Origin of the sequence: Curtobacterium sp. PhB136, assembly GCF_004346855.1 — a bacterium.
GTDB lineage: Bacteria > Actinomycetota > Actinomycetes > Actinomycetales > Microbacteriaceae > Curtobacterium.
The window spans coordinates 633,412-646,755 of sequence record NZ_SMGH01000004.1 but is presented as its reverse complement, the minus strand read 5'-3'; the positions used below and the strand labels follow the sequence as shown (position 1 = coordinate 646,755).

Below are 13,344 nucleotides of genomic sequence, written 5' to 3'. Positions count from 1 at the left end.
GCGGTCACCGTGACGTTCCGACCCGGCCCTCCGCCGCCGGCACCGCCCCGCAGCGGCAACGCTGCCGCCGCCGCACCCCTGACCGACGGCGAGTGGCACCGCCTGCACCCGCTGACGCCGCTGCTCCGCGGTGGGATCTTCCTCATCGTGGTGCTCGGCATCGTGCTGAACAACCTCCGCGACACCCTCTTCGACATGATCATCCCGGGCGGCGGTGGCCCCTCGGAAGAGGGCGACCCGGTCCGGTACGTGTACGAGCACGGCGCCGTCGGGTGGGTGCTGCTCGGCATCGCCGGGTTCCTCATCGTGCTGATCGGCCTGTTCTACCTGTCCTGGCGGATGCACGAGTTCCGGGTCACCGGCGAGATCGTCGAGGTCCGCTCGGGCGTCCTCTTCCGGAACCACCGGAAGGCGCGGCTCGACCGGATCCAGGGCATCAACATCACCCGGCCGCTCGTCCCGAGGATCTTCGGGACCGCCCGGCTCGAGATCGCACAGGCCGGCAACGACGCGAACGTGCAGCTCGCCTACCTCGGTGCGAGGGCCGCCGACGACCTCCGGCAGCGGATCCTGGTGCTCGCCTCCGGCGCACAGGAGGACGAGACGGAAGCGGGCGAGCGCCAGAGCAACGGCCGCGTCCAGGACCGGGTGAACGAGTTCCTCTCGCCCGAGCTCGACCCGTCCGCCGTGCACGCGACACGCATCGTCAAGGTGAAGCCCGGCCGGCTGATCGCGTCGATGGTGCTCTCCGGCACGACGGTGTTCATCCTGCTCGCCGTCGTCGCGATCATCGTGAGCATCGCGATCACCGGCCAGTACTTCCTGCTCGTGTCGCTGTTCCCGGCCGTCATCGGCGCCGGCGGGTACTACGTCCGGAAGTTCTCGAAGTCGCTGCAGTACACGATCGCGGACACCCGGGACGGCATCCGGATCGGCTTCGGGCTCGTCTCGACCACGAACGAGACGCTGCCGCCCGGGCGCATCCACGCCGTCAGCGTCGCGCAGCCGCTGATGTGGCGGCCGTTCGGCTGGTGGGACGTCCGCATCAACCGGGCCACCAACGCCGGCAACGGGGCGTCGAACAACCAGCAGGTGTCGTCGATCGTGCTGCCCGTCGGTGACGCCGCCGACGTCCGGCAGGTCCTCGAGATCATCCTGCCCTCACTCGTCGGCAGCGCCGTCGTCGGACCGTCCGCCTCGAAGGACCTCCTCCGCGAAGGCTCGGCCGAGGCCGTCAGCGTCGTCGACGACAGCCTCACCACGTCGGGCGACCAGGGCGGGTTCCGCTACTCGCCCCGCCGCGGTCGCTGGCTCCGGCCGCTCTCCGCGCGCCGCAACGGCTACCGCTTCGTCCAGGGGGCGGTGCTGCTCCGGCTCGGTGCGGTCTGGCGGTCGCTCGTGGTCGTGCCGCTGCCCCGCGTGCAGAGCGTGAAGGTGTCCCAGGGGCCGGTGGAGCGACTGCTCCGACTCGCGTCGGTGCACGTGCAGACCGTGCAGGGCCCGGTCACCGCGTCCGTCGGTGCGCTCGACGCGCGGGACGCACAAGAGCTGTGGTCGGAGACCGCGCACCGCGCGATCGAGGCCGCCGCGACCGACACGTCCCACCGGTGGCGGTCCGCCTCGGGAGCCGGACACGACGGCCTGGAGGCTCGGGTCGCCCCGGACGCGCACCCTGCGGTTCCGCAGGCGGCGGCTCCAGGGCATGTCGCGCCTCCCGTCGTTCGTCCCGTCGTTCCTCCCGTCGGGTGGACCGACGTGCCACCCACCGGAGCGGTCCGATGAGGGCCGGGCGACTCGGGGTCGGCGTCGTCGGCGCCGGACGCGTCGGACCGGTGCTCGGTGCCGCGCTCGCGAACGCGGAGCACGCCGTCGTCGGGATCACCGCCGTGTCGAAGTCGAGCGTGGACCGTGCCGAGGCGCTGCTCCCCGGCGTGCCCGTGCTCGAGACGCCGGACCTCGTCGAGCGGAGCGAACTCGTGCTGCTCGCCGTGCCGGACGACCAGCTCGCGGGCCTCGTGCAGGGTCTCGCGGACGCCGGGATCTGGCAGCCGGGCCAGCTCGTCGTGCACACGAGCCCTGACCACGGCGTCGGGGTCCTCGCCCCCGCGATGGCCGCCGGCGCGATCCCGCTCGCGATCCACCCCGCGATGGCGTTCACCGGCACGAGCGTCGACCTCGCCCGCCTGCGGGACGCGTACTGCGCCGTGACCGCACCGGCGCCCGTGCTGCCGATCGCGCAGGCGCTCGTCGTGGAGATGGGGGCGGAGCCGTTCGTCGTCGCTGAGGCCGACCGGCCGGCGTACGCCGACGCCGTCCGAGCTGCCGTGAGCTTCTCGACCGCGATCGTGGACCAGTCCGCCGGCACCCTCTCCGGGATCGGCGTGGAGCACCCCGGGCGGGTGCTCGGCGCCCTGGTGCGGTCCGCCGTCGACAACGCGCTCGCCGCGGCCGACGGGCAGTCCACGCTGTGACGGAGTCGGGCTTCCGGATCACCACCGCCCAGGCGAAGGTCGGGTACGTCGTGGGGGCCACCGTCGTCGAGGTCCTCCTCGCCCTGCTCCTGTGGGCGATCGGCCTGCCGGACGCGGCCGTGCCCTTCCTCTCAGCAATCGGACTCGTGGCGATGGTCGTCGTCGGCGTCCGGCTCTTCCGCGGCGAGGACGAGCCCGTCGAGCCGCCTCGGGCGTGGTGGCGGATGACCGCAAGGCCGTTCGCGGGGTTCCTGCTCGCGGCGTACTTCGTCGCGGACGCCCTGTTCGCCCGGGCGTCCACCATCGGGGCGTTCGACGTGCTCGGGACGGTGGTGATGCTGCTCGTGGCGGCCGCCTACGTCGGGTCGTCGGTGACGCTGCTCCTGCTGCGTGCGCAGGGGCGGCCCCCTGCCGGGGCCTTCGAGGCCTGAGTGCTCGCGTTCCGTCGGTTCCGACGCCCGATCGGCTTCATCGGTCCGCTGAGGGGTCGCGACTCCCCGCGCGCATCCCGCCCACCGGTCGGACATCGTCCCACCGGTCGGACATCGTCGCTCGGCACCGGTCCCGCGGCCGATTCGTGGCCGGTCGGCGAGTCTCGGTCGGGGTGTCGCCGGGATTCCGGGGGAGTGCACGCGGACGGGTAGCATCGGTGCGATCCCCCACGACCCTCGGAGCCGCACCCGCATGACCGACGAGACCGCCGCCACCACCGACACCGCGATCGCCGACGCCGCCGCACTGGCCGAGCAGGAGACGAACGAGCAGCGTCAGGTCCGGCTCGACAAGCGCTCGCGGCTCCTCGAAGCCGGGATCGAGGCCTACCCGGCCGAGCTCCCGATCACCACCACGATCCCCGCGGTCCGGGCGCAGTACGCGCACCTGGAGACCGGCGAGGAGACCGACGACGTCGTGGGCATCGCCGGGCGCATCGTGTTCTCCCGCAACACCGGCAAGCTCTGCTTCGCGTCCCTGCAGTCCGGCGACGGTTCCCGCATCCAGGCGATGGTGTCCCTCGCCGAGGTGGGCGAGGACTCGCTCGCGCGCTGGAAGGAGTTCGTCGACCTCGGCGACCACGTGTTCGTGCACGGCCGCGTGATCTCCTCGCGCCGGGGTGAGCTGTCGATCATGGTCGACGAGTGGGCGATCGCGGCGAAGGCGATCCTGCCGCTGCCGAACCTGCACAACGAGCTCAACGAGGAGACCCGGGTCCGTCAGCGGTACCTGGACCTCATCGTCCGCGACCAGGCGCGGGAGACCGTCCGTGCCCGAGCCGCCGTGATGGCGTCGCTCCGCCAGACGTTCACCGGCCACGAGTACCTCGAGGTCGAGACCCCGATGCTGCAGACCCAGCACGGTGGCGCCTCGGCCCGGCCCTTCGTCACGCACTCGAACGCGTTCGACACCGAGCTGTTCCTGCGCATCGCGCCCGAGCTCTTCCTGAAGCGCGCCGTCGTCGGTGGCATCGACCGCGTCTTCGAGATCAACCGCAACTTCCGGAACGAAGGCGCCGACTCGTCGCACTCGCCCGAGTTCGCGATGGTCGAGGCCTACCAGGCGTACGGCAACTACGAGCAGATGGCCGACCTCACGCAGGAGCTCGTGCAGAACGCCACGCGTGCCGTGACCGGTGGGCCGCTCGAGGTCCCGCTGCCCGACGGCACCACGTACGACCTCGGTGGCGAGTGGCCGCGCATCGACATGTACGGCTCGCTCTCCGAAGCGGCAGGCCGCGAGATCACGCCGTCCACGCCGCTGTCCGAGCTGCAGGAGCTCGCCGCGGCCGAAGGGGTCGAGGTCGCGCACGCCACGCACGGCAAGTACGTCGAGGAGCTCTGGGAGCACTTCGTCATCGACTCGCTCGACCGCCCGACCTTCGTGATGAACTTCCCGGTCGACACCTCCCCGCTGACCCGCGAGCACCGCACCCGCCCGGGCATCGTCGAGAAGTGGGACCTCTACGTCCGTGGCTTCGAGCTCGCGACGGCGTACTCCGAACTCGTCGACCCGGTCGTGCAGCGGGAGCGCTTCGTCGAGCAGGCGAAGCTCGCCGCCGGCGGTGACCCCGAGGCGATGCGCGTCGACGAAGAGTTCCTGCGTGCGCTGGAGCACGCGATGCCCCCGTCGGGCGGCATGGGCATGGGTGTCGACCGGCTGCTGATGGCCATCACGGGCCTCGGCATCCGCGAGACGATCCTGTTCCCGCTCGTCAAGTAGGCCCAGTCGCCGGGGTTAGGATGCTCGGGTGCCGCATGGAGTCGTGACCGGGATCATCTTCGCCCTGACGCCGACCATCGTCGTCGGCCTCGTCTTCTGGTTCGTCATGCGCGCGATCATGCGCGCCGACCGGACCGAGCGCGCCGCCTACGCCAAGGTCGAGGCCGAGGAGCGTGCACGCTTCGAGCGTGAGCACGGCGCGAGCGCGCCGGCACCCGCCTCGGCGGAGTAGCTCCACCCGCTGTTCCGCGCTCCACCCGCTGTTCCGCACTTACCCGATGTTCCGCACTTACCCGCTGTTGCGCGCTTCACCCGCTGTTCACCGGGCGGTGCGATCGTGCGCGCCATGCACCCGACGACACCCGCGCCGGAGGACCCGGCGACTCCTCTATCGGACGATCCGACGGACATCGATGCAGCCGATGCGTTCGGGCACGCCGCGCTGAGCGACCCCGCTCGCGACGACGGGCGATGGGCCGACGTCGTCGGCGCTGACGACTTCGACGACTTCGACGACTTCGACGACATCGACGTCTGAGCGTCGCCGCCCGTTCACGCGGTCGTTGCCGGCCGCTGTGAGCATCGTCCCCATGTCCATCACCCAGATGCTCCGTGCCCGCAGCCTCGTCGGCGACATCGAGAGCGAGTACGACGAGTACGACCGCGACGCCGACCATGAGGCGTCGAAGCGCCGCGCCGGATGGCTGGAGCCGTCCTGGTGACCCCCGCTCGCTCGGTCAACGGGGTACGGAGGCCGGATCTCGCCGATCCGGTCCGACGTACCCCTTTTGCCTGTCCGGCAAGCGCTGCACCCCGGGGTACATCGTCCGAAACGCGCCAGAAACACCGATGCAATCCCGGAAACACAACGACATCCCCTTGATCTCGGGGCGGCAGGGGGACCACACTGTTCCCACGCTGTACCCCGTGGGGGGCAGTCGCAATGACGAAGCACGGAGAACCCTGGGAATCATTCGGTTCCGTTTGTGGGGTACACCCCTCGCCCGCTTCACTAGTGACACCCCACGAGGCCATCACCGTCGAATGCAGGGAGAGTCACATGACGATCGCAACGGCAGCACCGAGCACCAGTTCGCGCCGGACGAAGAAGGCAACCGCCAAGACCGACAGCGCCAAGGTCGAGAGCACCACGCTCGACACCGCAGCAGCAGAGGTCGAAGCGGACGAGCAGCTCGCCGGCGTCCGCGGCGCATCGGTCGACCAGGTCGGCGACTACCTCCGCCACATCGGGCGTCTCTCGCTCCTCACCGCTGAGGAAGAAGCAGACATCGCCCGCCGGATCGAGGTCGGTCTGTTCGCCGGCGAGAAGCTCGCCACCGAGCAGGGACTCCCGAAGGCCCTGCAGCGCGAGCTCAAGTGGCTGGTCCGTGACGGTGAGCGCGCCAAGGAGCGCATGATCACCTCGAACCTGCGTCTCGTCGTGAGCATCGCCAAGCGCTACTCGCAGCGCGGCCTCCCCTTCATGGACGTCATCCAGGAAGGCAACCTCGGCCTCGTCCGCGCGGTCGAGAAGTTCGACTTCACGCAGGGCTACAAGTTCTCGACGTACGCCACCTGGTGGATCCGTCAGGCGATCTCGCGTGGTCTCGCCGACAAGGCCCGCACGATCCGCATCCCGGTGCACACCGTGGAGCTCATCAACAAGATCTCGCGCACCGAGCGTGACCTCACCGTCGACCTCGGCCGTGCGCCGATGCCGGAAGAAGTCGCGGCAGAGCTGAGCATGTCGGTCGAAGAACTCGTCGACCTCAAGGGCCGCTCGCACGAGCCGGTGTCGATCCACACCGTGGTCGGCGACTCGGACGACAGCGAACTCGGCGACTTCATCGAGGACGAGGACGCCGCGTCCCCGAACGAACTCACCGAGACGACGCTCCTGCACCGCGACATCCGTTCGATCGTCGCCGAGCTCCCGAGCGACGAAGCCAACGTGATCCGCATGCGCTACGGCCTCGACGACGACAAGCCGATGACGCTCGACGAGATCTCGAAGATCGTGCACACGACCCGTCAGGCAGTCAGCCGTGTCGAGTCGCGTGCGAAGCTGCGCCTGTTCGCCAAGGCGGTCTCGCAGGACATGCAGCTCTACCTGACCGAGTAGGTCAGCAGCACTTCGGCCGACGCTTCACCGCGTCGGCTCGGGGAGCCGGGTCGTTCTGTGGGAAGGCGATCCGGTGGGGTGATGGGACGGCCCGTCCGAGCACTGCTCGGACGGGCCACACTCATGTCAGCAGGGTGTCAGTCCTCGACCTCGCGCCGCAGCTTCTGCCGCAGGTCGCTCGGGATGAGCTCGACGAGCTGGTCCGGGCGCACCGGCAGGTCAAGCAAGCTGAGCTTCACGCGGCCCGTCCGCCCGTGCCGCTCGGCGTCGAGGCGCACCACGCTGCCGGCGTCCTTCCGCAGGCGCATGTCGATCTGTGCACCGGTCGCGACCTCGCCGACGACGAGCCCGTCGACCTCGAGCGCCGCGCTCCTGGTGCCCTCCGCGATCTCGAACCGGTAGCGCTCACGCGCGGCGAGCACGACGGAGCGGTCGATGCCCGCCATCGGCGCGACCGGGGTCACCACGGAGCCGGAGAGCGCGGGGGAGAGCACCGGGCCACCGGCGGCGTAGTTGTACGCGGTGGACCCAGCGGGCGTCGCGGCGACGATGGCGTCCGCGCGGTAGTAGCCGTACCCGAGCCCGCCGACGCTGAGGTCCGCCGAGACCTGGCCGGCTCCGGGGCGGCGCACGATCGTGAGGTCGTTGAAGGCGAGGTAGTCGGTGCGGGCACCGCTCCAGGACAGCCGGGCCTCGAGCGCGTGGTGCGGCTCGAGCTGGTAGTCGCCGGCGGACAGACGGTCCAGCGCGGCTTCGAGCTCCGGCGGTTCGATCTCGACCAGGAAGCCCACGTTGCCGTAGTTCACGCCGAGGACCGGGACCGGGCGCTTCGCGACGAGGCGCATGGCTCCGAGCATGGTGCCGTCGCCGCCGAGCGCGACCACGAGGTCGACCGTCCCGGTGAACTCGTCGTCCTCGACCACGTCGATCACCCCGCCGATCCGGGCGGCGTCGATGCGGCGGGCGATCAGGCGTCCGCGACCGGAGGCGTTCCAGCGCTGCAGGGTCGTGACGGACTCCTGGACGTTCTTGGTCGGGTGGACGACGAGGCCGACGACGGGCTGATCCATGCGCCGGATGCTACCGGGCGGACCTGGTCCGGGGTCTTTCCATCGCGGCCGCTATGCGATATTCTGTATACATGCACACCGCGACGCTCTCCATCTCCGTGCCCGTCCTCCGGCACGGCCGCGAGATCGTCCTCCTCGCCGAACACGAGTCCCGCGAATCGGGCTTCGGGTTCGTCGACGCCGAGCACCTGCTCGTGGCCGCCACCGTGCTGTGCTCCGGCATCCCGCGCTTCCGCGACGTCCTCGACCACCACGGCGTCACGCCCGAACGGCTCCGCGACGCGATCCGGGTGTTCGTCGGGGCAGGGACCGCGCCGTACCCGTCCGAAGCCGGAACGATCACCTGCACCCCGGCGGGCGCCCGGATCCTCGCCCGTGCCGCGCAGGTCGCCGGCGCGAACGAGCGCGTCCGTCCGCACCACGTGCTCCTCGCCGTGCTCGACGGTGTCGACGACCCGTTCATGGGTGCGGCGCACGACGTCCTCGAGCGGCTCGGCGTCGACCCCCGTCGCTTCCGCCGTGCCCTGCTCCGGGCTGCGCGCCGCGCCTGACGACCGGCCGCGCTCGGGTGGCGCGGACTGATATGTTGCACTCTCCTTTCCGTTGGAGGTTGCTGTGGCCCGGACCCAGACGCTGGTCGGTCTCGCGAGAGCCCTGAGTTGCGCGTCCGTCGCGCTCGCTGCCGTGACGATCTTGGCTGTCAGCGCCGACGGTCGCCCGATCCTGACCGGGGCGCTCGCGCTGGCACTGGTGACCACCGCCGGCACCCTGCACCGGTCCAGCCGTCTCGCGCCGGCGCTGTTCCTGGTCGACGTCCTGCTGCTCCTGATCGCGGTCGCCCTGCACCTGATCACGCGGTGACGAGCCGATCGGCGCACCCAGCGCCCCGAGGTCACGCCCACGGCGAACAGGGGCAGACCAGGGGGTGAGCGCTGGTTACTCTCGATGTACGTGACCGGACTCACACGAGACCGGTGCAGCTGTCGGCCCGGTACGAAGGGCCAAGGGAGAGCACATGTTCGAGAGATTCACCGACCGAGCCCGTCGTGTTGTCGTCCTCGCTCAAGAAGAAGCGAAGATGCTCAACCACAACTACATCGGCACCGAGCACATCCTCCTCGGCCTCATCCACGAGGGCGAGGGCGTCGCCGCCAAGGCGCTGGAGTCGCTGGGCATCTCGCTCGACGCCGTCCGCGAGCAGGTCCAGGACATCATCGGGCAGGGCCAGCAGCAGCCGACCGGGCACATCCCGTTCACGCCGCGCGCCAAGAAGGTCCTCGAGCTGTCCCTGCGCGAAGCGCTCCAGCTCGGCCACAACTACATCGGGACCGAGCACATCCTGCTCGGCCTCATCCGCGAGGGCGAGGGTGTCGCAGCCCAGGTCCTCGTGAAGCTCGGCGCCGACCTCAACCGGGTCCGCCAGCAAGTCATCCAGCTCCTGTCCGGCTACCAGGGCAAGGAAGCGGTCGCCGTCGGCGGCGAGCAGCAGCAGAACGCGCAGCAGGGTTCGCAGGTCCTCGACCAGTTCGGTCGGAACCTCACCCAGGCCGCGCGCGACGGCAAGCTCGACCCCGTGATCGGGCGCGAGAAGGAGATGGAGCGGGTCATGCAGATCCTCTCCCGCCGCTCGAAGAACAACCCCGTCCTGATCGGTGAGCCCGGCGTCGGCAAGACCGCCGTCGTCGAGGGCCTCGCCCAGGCGATCGTCAAGGGCGATGTCCCCGAGACGCTGAAGGACAAGCAGCTCTACTCGCTCGACCTCGGGTCGCTCATCGCCGGGTCCCGCTACCGCGGTGACTTCGAGGAGCGCCTCAAGAAGGTCACGAAGGAGATCCGCACCCGCGGCGACATCATCGTCTTCATCGACGAGATCCACACGCTGGTCGGTGCCGGTGCAGCGGAAGGTGCGATCGACGCCGCGTCGATCCTCAAGCCGCTCCTGGCCCGTGGTGAGCTCCAGACCATCGGTGCCACCACGCTCGACGAGTACCGCAAGCACTTCGAGAAGGACGCCGCACTCGAGCGTCGCTTCCAGCCGGTGCAGGTCAACGAGCCGTCGCTGCCGCACGCGATCAACATCCTCAAGGGCCTCCGCGACAAGTACGAGGCGTTCCACAAGGTGTCCATCACCGACGGTGCGATCGTCGCCGCGGCGAACCTGGCGGACCGCTACGTGCAGGACCGCTTCCTGCCCGACAAGGCCATCGACCTGATCGACGAGGCCGGCGCTCGCCTGCGTCTGTCGATCCTGTCGGCGCCGCCGGAGCTCCGCGAGTTCGACGAGAAGATCTCGACGGTCCGTGGGTCGAAGGAAGCCGCCATCGAGGAGCAGGACTTCGAGAAGGCCGCGAGCCTGCGCGACGAGGAGAAGAAGCTCCTCGGCGAGCGTCTCCGCCTCGAGAAGCAGTGGCGTGCGGGTGACGTCGCCGCGTCCGGCACCGTCGACGAGGGCATCATCGCCGAGGTCCTGGCCCAGGCCACGGGCATCCCGGTGTTCAAGCTCACGGAAGAGGAGACCTCGCGTCTCGTCTTCATGGAGAAGGCCCTGCACCAGCGCGTCATCGGTCAGGAAGAGGCCATCTCGGCGCTCTCCAAGACCATCCGCCGCACCCGTGCCGGCCTGAAGGACCCGAACCGTCCCTCCGGCTCGTTCATCTTCGCCGGCCCCACTGGTGTCGGCAAGACGGAGCTCGCCAAGGCACTCGCGGAGTTCCTCTTCGACGACGAGGGTGCATTGATCTCCCTCGACATGTCGGAGTTCGGTGAGAAGCACACCGTCTCGCGCCTGTTCGGCGCCCCTCCCGGGTTCGTCGGGTTCGAAGAGGGCGGCCAGCTCACCGAGAAGGTGCGCCGCAAGCCGTTCTCCGTGGTCCTGTTCGACGAGATCGAGAAGGCCCACCCGGACATCTTCAACTCGCTGCTGCAGGTCCTCGAAGAGGGTCGTCTGACCGATGGTCAGGGCCGCGTGGTCGACTTCAAGAACACCGTCATCATCATGACCACGAACCTCGGTTCGCAGGGCATCGCCGGTGGCCCGGTGGGCTTCCAGGTCGAGGGTGACTCGGGCGTCGGCTACGACCGCATGCGTGCGAAGGTGAACGAGGAGCTCAAGAAGCACTTCAAGCCGGAGTTCCTGAACCGCGTCGACGACACGATCGTGTTCCCGCAGCTGTCGCAGCCCGAGCTGCTCCAGATCGTGGACCTGTTCGTGAAGCGTCTGTCGGACCGCATGCTCGACCGCGACATGACCGTCGAGCTCACGCTCCCGGCGAAGGAGCAGCTCATCAAGGTCGGGTTCGACCCCGCCCTCGGTGCTCGCCCGCTCCGCCGCGCGATGCAGCACGAGGTCGAGGACCAGCTGTCCGAGCACATCCTGCAGGGTGAGCTCACCGCTGGTGACCACGTCAAGGTGGACTTCACCGACGGCAAGTTCCAGTTCGAGACCGGGCGTCAGCCGGGTCGCGAAGAGGTCCTCGCCGGAGCCGCTGCCGTGGAGTCCGCAACGGACGCCACCCCGCAGGGCGAAATCGAGTCCTAGAGTCCTCACCAGACAGACGGGAGGCCCGGTGCCAGCTGGCACCGGGCCTCCCGTCTGTGTTCTGTCGGGTCTCAGGCCTGGACGTCGCCGCGCCAGCCGGCGTCCGTGGGTGCCGCCTCGACGCGCTCCTTGTAGTTCTGCAGGTCCTTCTTGATCGCGTGTCCGCCGACACCGACGGCGGCGCCGAGCTTCTCGAGGAAGCCGGAGGGCTCCCAGTCGATCTGCGCGGTGACGCGGGTCTCGTTGTCGGACAGCTTGTGGAACGTGACGACGCCAGCGTGGTCGGTCTCGCCGTCCTTGACGGTCCAGGCCACACGCTCGTCGGGGTGCTGCTCCGTGATGACCGCACGGAACTTGCGCTCCTGGCCGGCCACCTTCACGGTCCAGTCGGTGGTGGTGTCGTCGACCTGGTCGATCTTCTCCACCTCGTCGAGGAAGTGGGGGAACTCCTCGAAGCGGGTCCACTGCCCGTAGGCAGCGCTGACGGGGACGTTGACGTCGATGGTCTCGATGATCTGGGGCATGTCCCGGACGGTAGGCGGGTGCGCCTGGGCGCGACCCGGAACGCTGTCCCCCGACCGCACTATGGTGGGGGAGATGACTGAGCACGGGAAGCACGCGTTCCACGAACGGGACGACCACGGCATCCTGGTGCGACCTGCGCTGGCGTCGGACGTGCCGCACATCCAGCGACTCATCGCCCCCTACGTCGACCGGCGGATCCTGCTCGGCAAGGAGAACGTCGCGCTCTATGGCTCGATCCAGCAGTTCCGGATCGCCGAGGGGCCGGACGGTGTCCCGATCGGGTGCGGTGCCCTCGCCGTGTTCTGGGACGACATCGCCGAGGTGCGAACGCTCGCCCTCGACGCGGACTGGATCCACAAGCGCGTCGGACACCGGATGCTCGAGGCGCTCGAACACGACGCGCGAGAGCTCGGCGTCGCGCGGATCTTCTGCCTGACGTTCGAGGTCGAGTTCTTCGCGAAGCACGGGTACCTCGAGATCGGCGAGCAGGTCGTCGAACCGTCCGTCTACGCGGAGCTCGTGCGGTCGTCGGACGAAGGTGTGGCGGAGTTCCTCGACCTCGCCCGGGTCAAGCCGAACACGCTCGGCAACACCCGCATGCTGAAGATCCTCTGACGCTTTCACACCCGGCTCGGCGGGGTTCCCTCGTGGCGCGCCCGGCGTTGTCTACCCTGTGCGCATGTCGTCGTTCCGTCACCCCGTCGGCCCGCAGAAGCCGGGCGTCTACTGGCGCCGTCGCGCGACCGTGGCCGGAGTGATCCTGCTCATCGTGATCGTCGTCGTGCTCATCGTGGTGGGGCGTGGGAACGGGGCACCGGCGGCGGAGTCCTCGCCGTCCGCGTCCCCGTCCGCGTCGTCGTCGGTTCGGTCGTCGGCGCCGTCGCCGTCGGCTTCCTCGGCACCGTCTTCTGGGTCGGCCTCTGCGTCGCCGTCCGCTTCGGCGTCGCCGTCTTCTTCGTCGTCTTCTTCGTCTTCCGCATCCGGTTCGACCTGCTCCAAGAACCAGATAACGCTGAAGCCCGTCCTCGACAAGAGCGCCTACGGCCCCACCGAGGACCCGAAGATCGCGATGTCGATCGAGAACACCGGGTCGGGCTCCTGCCACATGGACCTCGGGTCGTCGCAGCAGGTCCTCACGATCAGCTCCGGTGAAGAGCAGTACTGGTCGTCGAAGGACTGCCAGACCGGCGGGACGAACCAGGACGTCACGATCAAGGCCGGGCAGACCCTGACCACGCCAGCGATCGCGTGGGACCGCACCCGGTCGTCGACGTCCACGTGTGACTCCTCACGGCCGTCGGTGACCGGTGGGGGTGCGAGCTACCACCTGCAGGTCGCGGTGGGGAACATCTCGTCGAAGGAGTCGGCGCAGTTCATCCTGAACTGACGTCGGCGGCTCGGCGG

At 69.5% G+C, this 13,344-nt stretch carries 15 protein-coding genes; 13 read left to right on the top strand and 2 right to left on the bottom strand.

All coding sequences use genetic code 11. The features are described from left to right. Positions 1-9: 9 nt before the first annotated feature. From EDF27_RS03035 to EDF27_RS03005, 8 genes are all read left to right on the top strand, one after another. A complete protein-coding gene (locus EDF27_RS03035; RefSeq protein WP_132047277.1) occupies positions 10-1,782 on the top strand; it encodes a PH domain-containing protein in 1,773 nt (590 codons plus the stop codon). Further along, a complete protein-coding gene (locus tag EDF27_RS03030; RefSeq protein WP_165931345.1) occupies positions 1,779-2,471 on the top strand; it encodes a Rossmann-like and DUF2520 domain-containing protein in 693 nt (230 codons plus the stop codon). Before EDF27_RS03035 ends, EDF27_RS03030 begins: the two co-directional genes overlap by 4 nt. Beyond that, the gene (locus tag EDF27_RS03025) at positions 2,468-2,902 is read left to right on the top strand and encodes a hypothetical protein (RefSeq protein WP_123655171.1); all 435 of its coding nucleotides are present in this window, start codon (positions 2,468-2,470) and stop codon (positions 2,900-2,902) included. The genes EDF27_RS03030 and EDF27_RS03025 overlap by 4 nt, the downstream gene beginning before the upstream one ends. A 253-nt stretch (positions 2,903-3,155) precedes the next feature. Further along, positions 3,156-4,685: a lysine--tRNA ligase gene (gene lysS, locus EDF27_RS03020; protein ID WP_123655172.1), complete on the top strand. Its 1,530-nt coding sequence runs from the start codon at positions 3,156-3,158 to the stop codon at positions 4,683-4,685. A 28-nt stretch (positions 4,686-4,713) separates the two neighbouring features. Next, positions 4,714-4,917, top strand: coding sequence for a hypothetical protein (locus EDF27_RS03015; protein WP_123655173.1), 204 nt, complete (start codon positions 4,714-4,716; stop codon positions 4,915-4,917). Between the two features lie 114 nt (positions 4,918-5,031). Continuing rightward, a complete protein-coding gene (locus EDF27_RS03010; RefSeq protein WP_123701095.1) occupies positions 5,032-5,223 on the top strand; it encodes a hypothetical protein in 192 nt (63 codons plus the stop codon). A 52-nt stretch (positions 5,224-5,275) separates the two neighbouring features. Further along, positions 5,276-5,407, top strand: coding sequence for a hypothetical protein (locus EDF27_RS20190; protein WP_260233343.1), 132 nt, complete (start codon positions 5,276-5,278; stop codon positions 5,405-5,407). Between the two features lie 338 nt (positions 5,408-5,745). After that, positions 5,746-6,807 (top strand): sigma-70 family RNA polymerase sigma factor, encoded by a 1,062-nt coding sequence (locus EDF27_RS03005; protein ID WP_123655174.1) that lies wholly within the window; start codon positions 5,746-5,748, stop codon positions 6,805-6,807. A 137-nt stretch (positions 6,808-6,944) separates the two neighbouring features. Here the strand turns inward: EDF27_RS03005 and EDF27_RS03000 are convergent, their stop codons facing one another. Then, positions 6,945-7,877, bottom strand: coding sequence for an NAD(+)/NADH kinase (locus EDF27_RS03000; protein WP_123655175.1), 933 nt, complete (start codon positions 7,875-7,877; stop codon positions 6,945-6,947). Positions 7,878-7,948: 71 nt separating this feature from the next. Between EDF27_RS03000 and EDF27_RS02995 the strand changes: the two genes are divergently transcribed. The 3 genes from EDF27_RS02995 to EDF27_RS02990 all read left to right on the top strand — a co-directional run bounded on the left by EDF27_RS02995 (position 7,949) and on the right by EDF27_RS02990 (position 11,415). Then, positions 7,949-8,428 carry a Clp protease N-terminal domain-containing protein gene (locus tag EDF27_RS02995; protein WP_165931344.1) on the top strand — a complete coding sequence of 160 codons (480 nt, stop codon included), beginning with the start codon at positions 7,949-7,951 and terminating at the stop codon, positions 8,426-8,428. 133 nt (positions 8,429-8,561) lie between these two features. After that, positions 8,562-8,738 carry a hypothetical protein gene (locus EDF27_RS19560; RefSeq protein ID WP_165931343.1) on the top strand — a complete coding sequence of 59 codons (177 nt, stop codon included), beginning with the start codon at positions 8,562-8,564 and terminating at the stop codon, positions 8,736-8,738. A gap of 154 nt (positions 8,739-8,892) precedes the next feature. Then, on the top strand, positions 8,893-11,415 hold the full coding sequence (locus tag EDF27_RS02990) for an ATP-dependent Clp protease ATP-binding subunit (RefSeq protein WP_123655177.1): 2,523 nt from the start codon (positions 8,893-8,895) through the stop codon (positions 11,413-11,415). A gap of 71 nt (positions 11,416-11,486) precedes the next feature. Here the strand turns inward: EDF27_RS02990 and EDF27_RS02985 are convergent, their stop codons facing one another. Then, positions 11,487-11,939 carry an SRPBCC family protein gene (locus EDF27_RS02985; protein ID WP_123701098.1) on the bottom strand — a complete coding sequence of 151 codons (453 nt, stop codon included), beginning with the start codon at positions 11,937-11,939 and terminating at the stop codon, positions 11,487-11,489. A 73-nt stretch (positions 11,940-12,012) separates the two neighbouring features. Between EDF27_RS02985 and EDF27_RS02980 the strand changes: the two genes are divergently transcribed. Both EDF27_RS02980 and EDF27_RS19555 read left to right on the top strand, forming a co-directional pair. Then, entirely contained in the window at positions 12,013-12,555 is a 543-nt protein-coding gene (locus EDF27_RS02980; protein ID WP_185017346.1) for an amino-acid N-acetyltransferase, read from the top strand. Positions 12,556-12,619: 64 nt separating this feature from the next. Next, on the top strand, positions 12,620-13,327 hold the full coding sequence (locus EDF27_RS19555; protein ID WP_165931342.1) for a hypothetical protein: 708 nt from the start codon (positions 12,620-12,622) through the stop codon (positions 13,325-13,327). Positions 13,328-13,344 lie beyond the last annotated feature (17 nt).

What these genes read in the sequence shown, in the direction of transcription:
- EDF27_RS20190 (WP_260233343.1), top strand. Translation starts at nt 5,276, where the DNA reads ATGTCCATCACCCAGATGCTCCGTGCCCGCAGCCTCGTCGGCGACATC.
- EDF27_RS03005 (WP_123655174.1), top strand. Translation starts at nt 5,746, where the DNA reads ATGACGATCGCAACGGCAGCACCGAGCACCAGTTCGCGCCGGACGAAG.
- EDF27_RS03030 (WP_165931345.1), top strand. Translation starts at nt 1,779, where the DNA reads ATGAGGGCCGGGCGACTCGGGGTCGGCGTCGTCGGCGCCGGACGCGTC.
- EDF27_RS02990 (WP_123655177.1), top strand. Translation starts at nt 8,893, where the DNA reads ATGTTCGAGAGATTCACCGACCGAGCCCGTCGTGTTGTCGTCCTCGCT.
- EDF27_RS02980 (WP_185017346.1), top strand. Translation starts at nt 12,013, where the DNA reads ATGACTGAGCACGGGAAGCACGCGTTCCACGAACGGGACGACCACGGC.
- EDF27_RS19555 (WP_165931342.1), top strand. Translation starts at nt 12,620, where the DNA reads ATGTCGTCGTTCCGTCACCCCGTCGGCCCGCAGAAGCCGGGCGTCTAC.
- lysS (WP_123655172.1), top strand. Translation starts at nt 3,156, where the DNA reads ATGACCGACGAGACCGCCGCCACCACCGACACCGCGATCGCCGACGCC.
- EDF27_RS02995 (WP_165931344.1), top strand. Translation starts at nt 7,949, where the DNA reads ATGCACACCGCGACGCTCTCCATCTCCGTGCCCGTCCTCCGGCACGGC.
- EDF27_RS03000 (WP_123655175.1), bottom strand. Translation starts at nt 7,877, where the DNA reads ATGGATCAGCCCGTCGTCGGCCTCGTCGTCCACCCGACCAAGAACGTC.
- EDF27_RS03010 (WP_123701095.1), top strand. Translation starts at nt 5,032, where the DNA reads ATGCACCCGACGACACCCGCGCCGGAGGACCCGGCGACTCCTCTATCG.
- EDF27_RS02985 (WP_123701098.1), bottom strand. Translation starts at nt 11,939, where the DNA reads ATGCCCCAGATCATCGAGACCATCGACGTCAACGTCCCCGTCAGCGCT.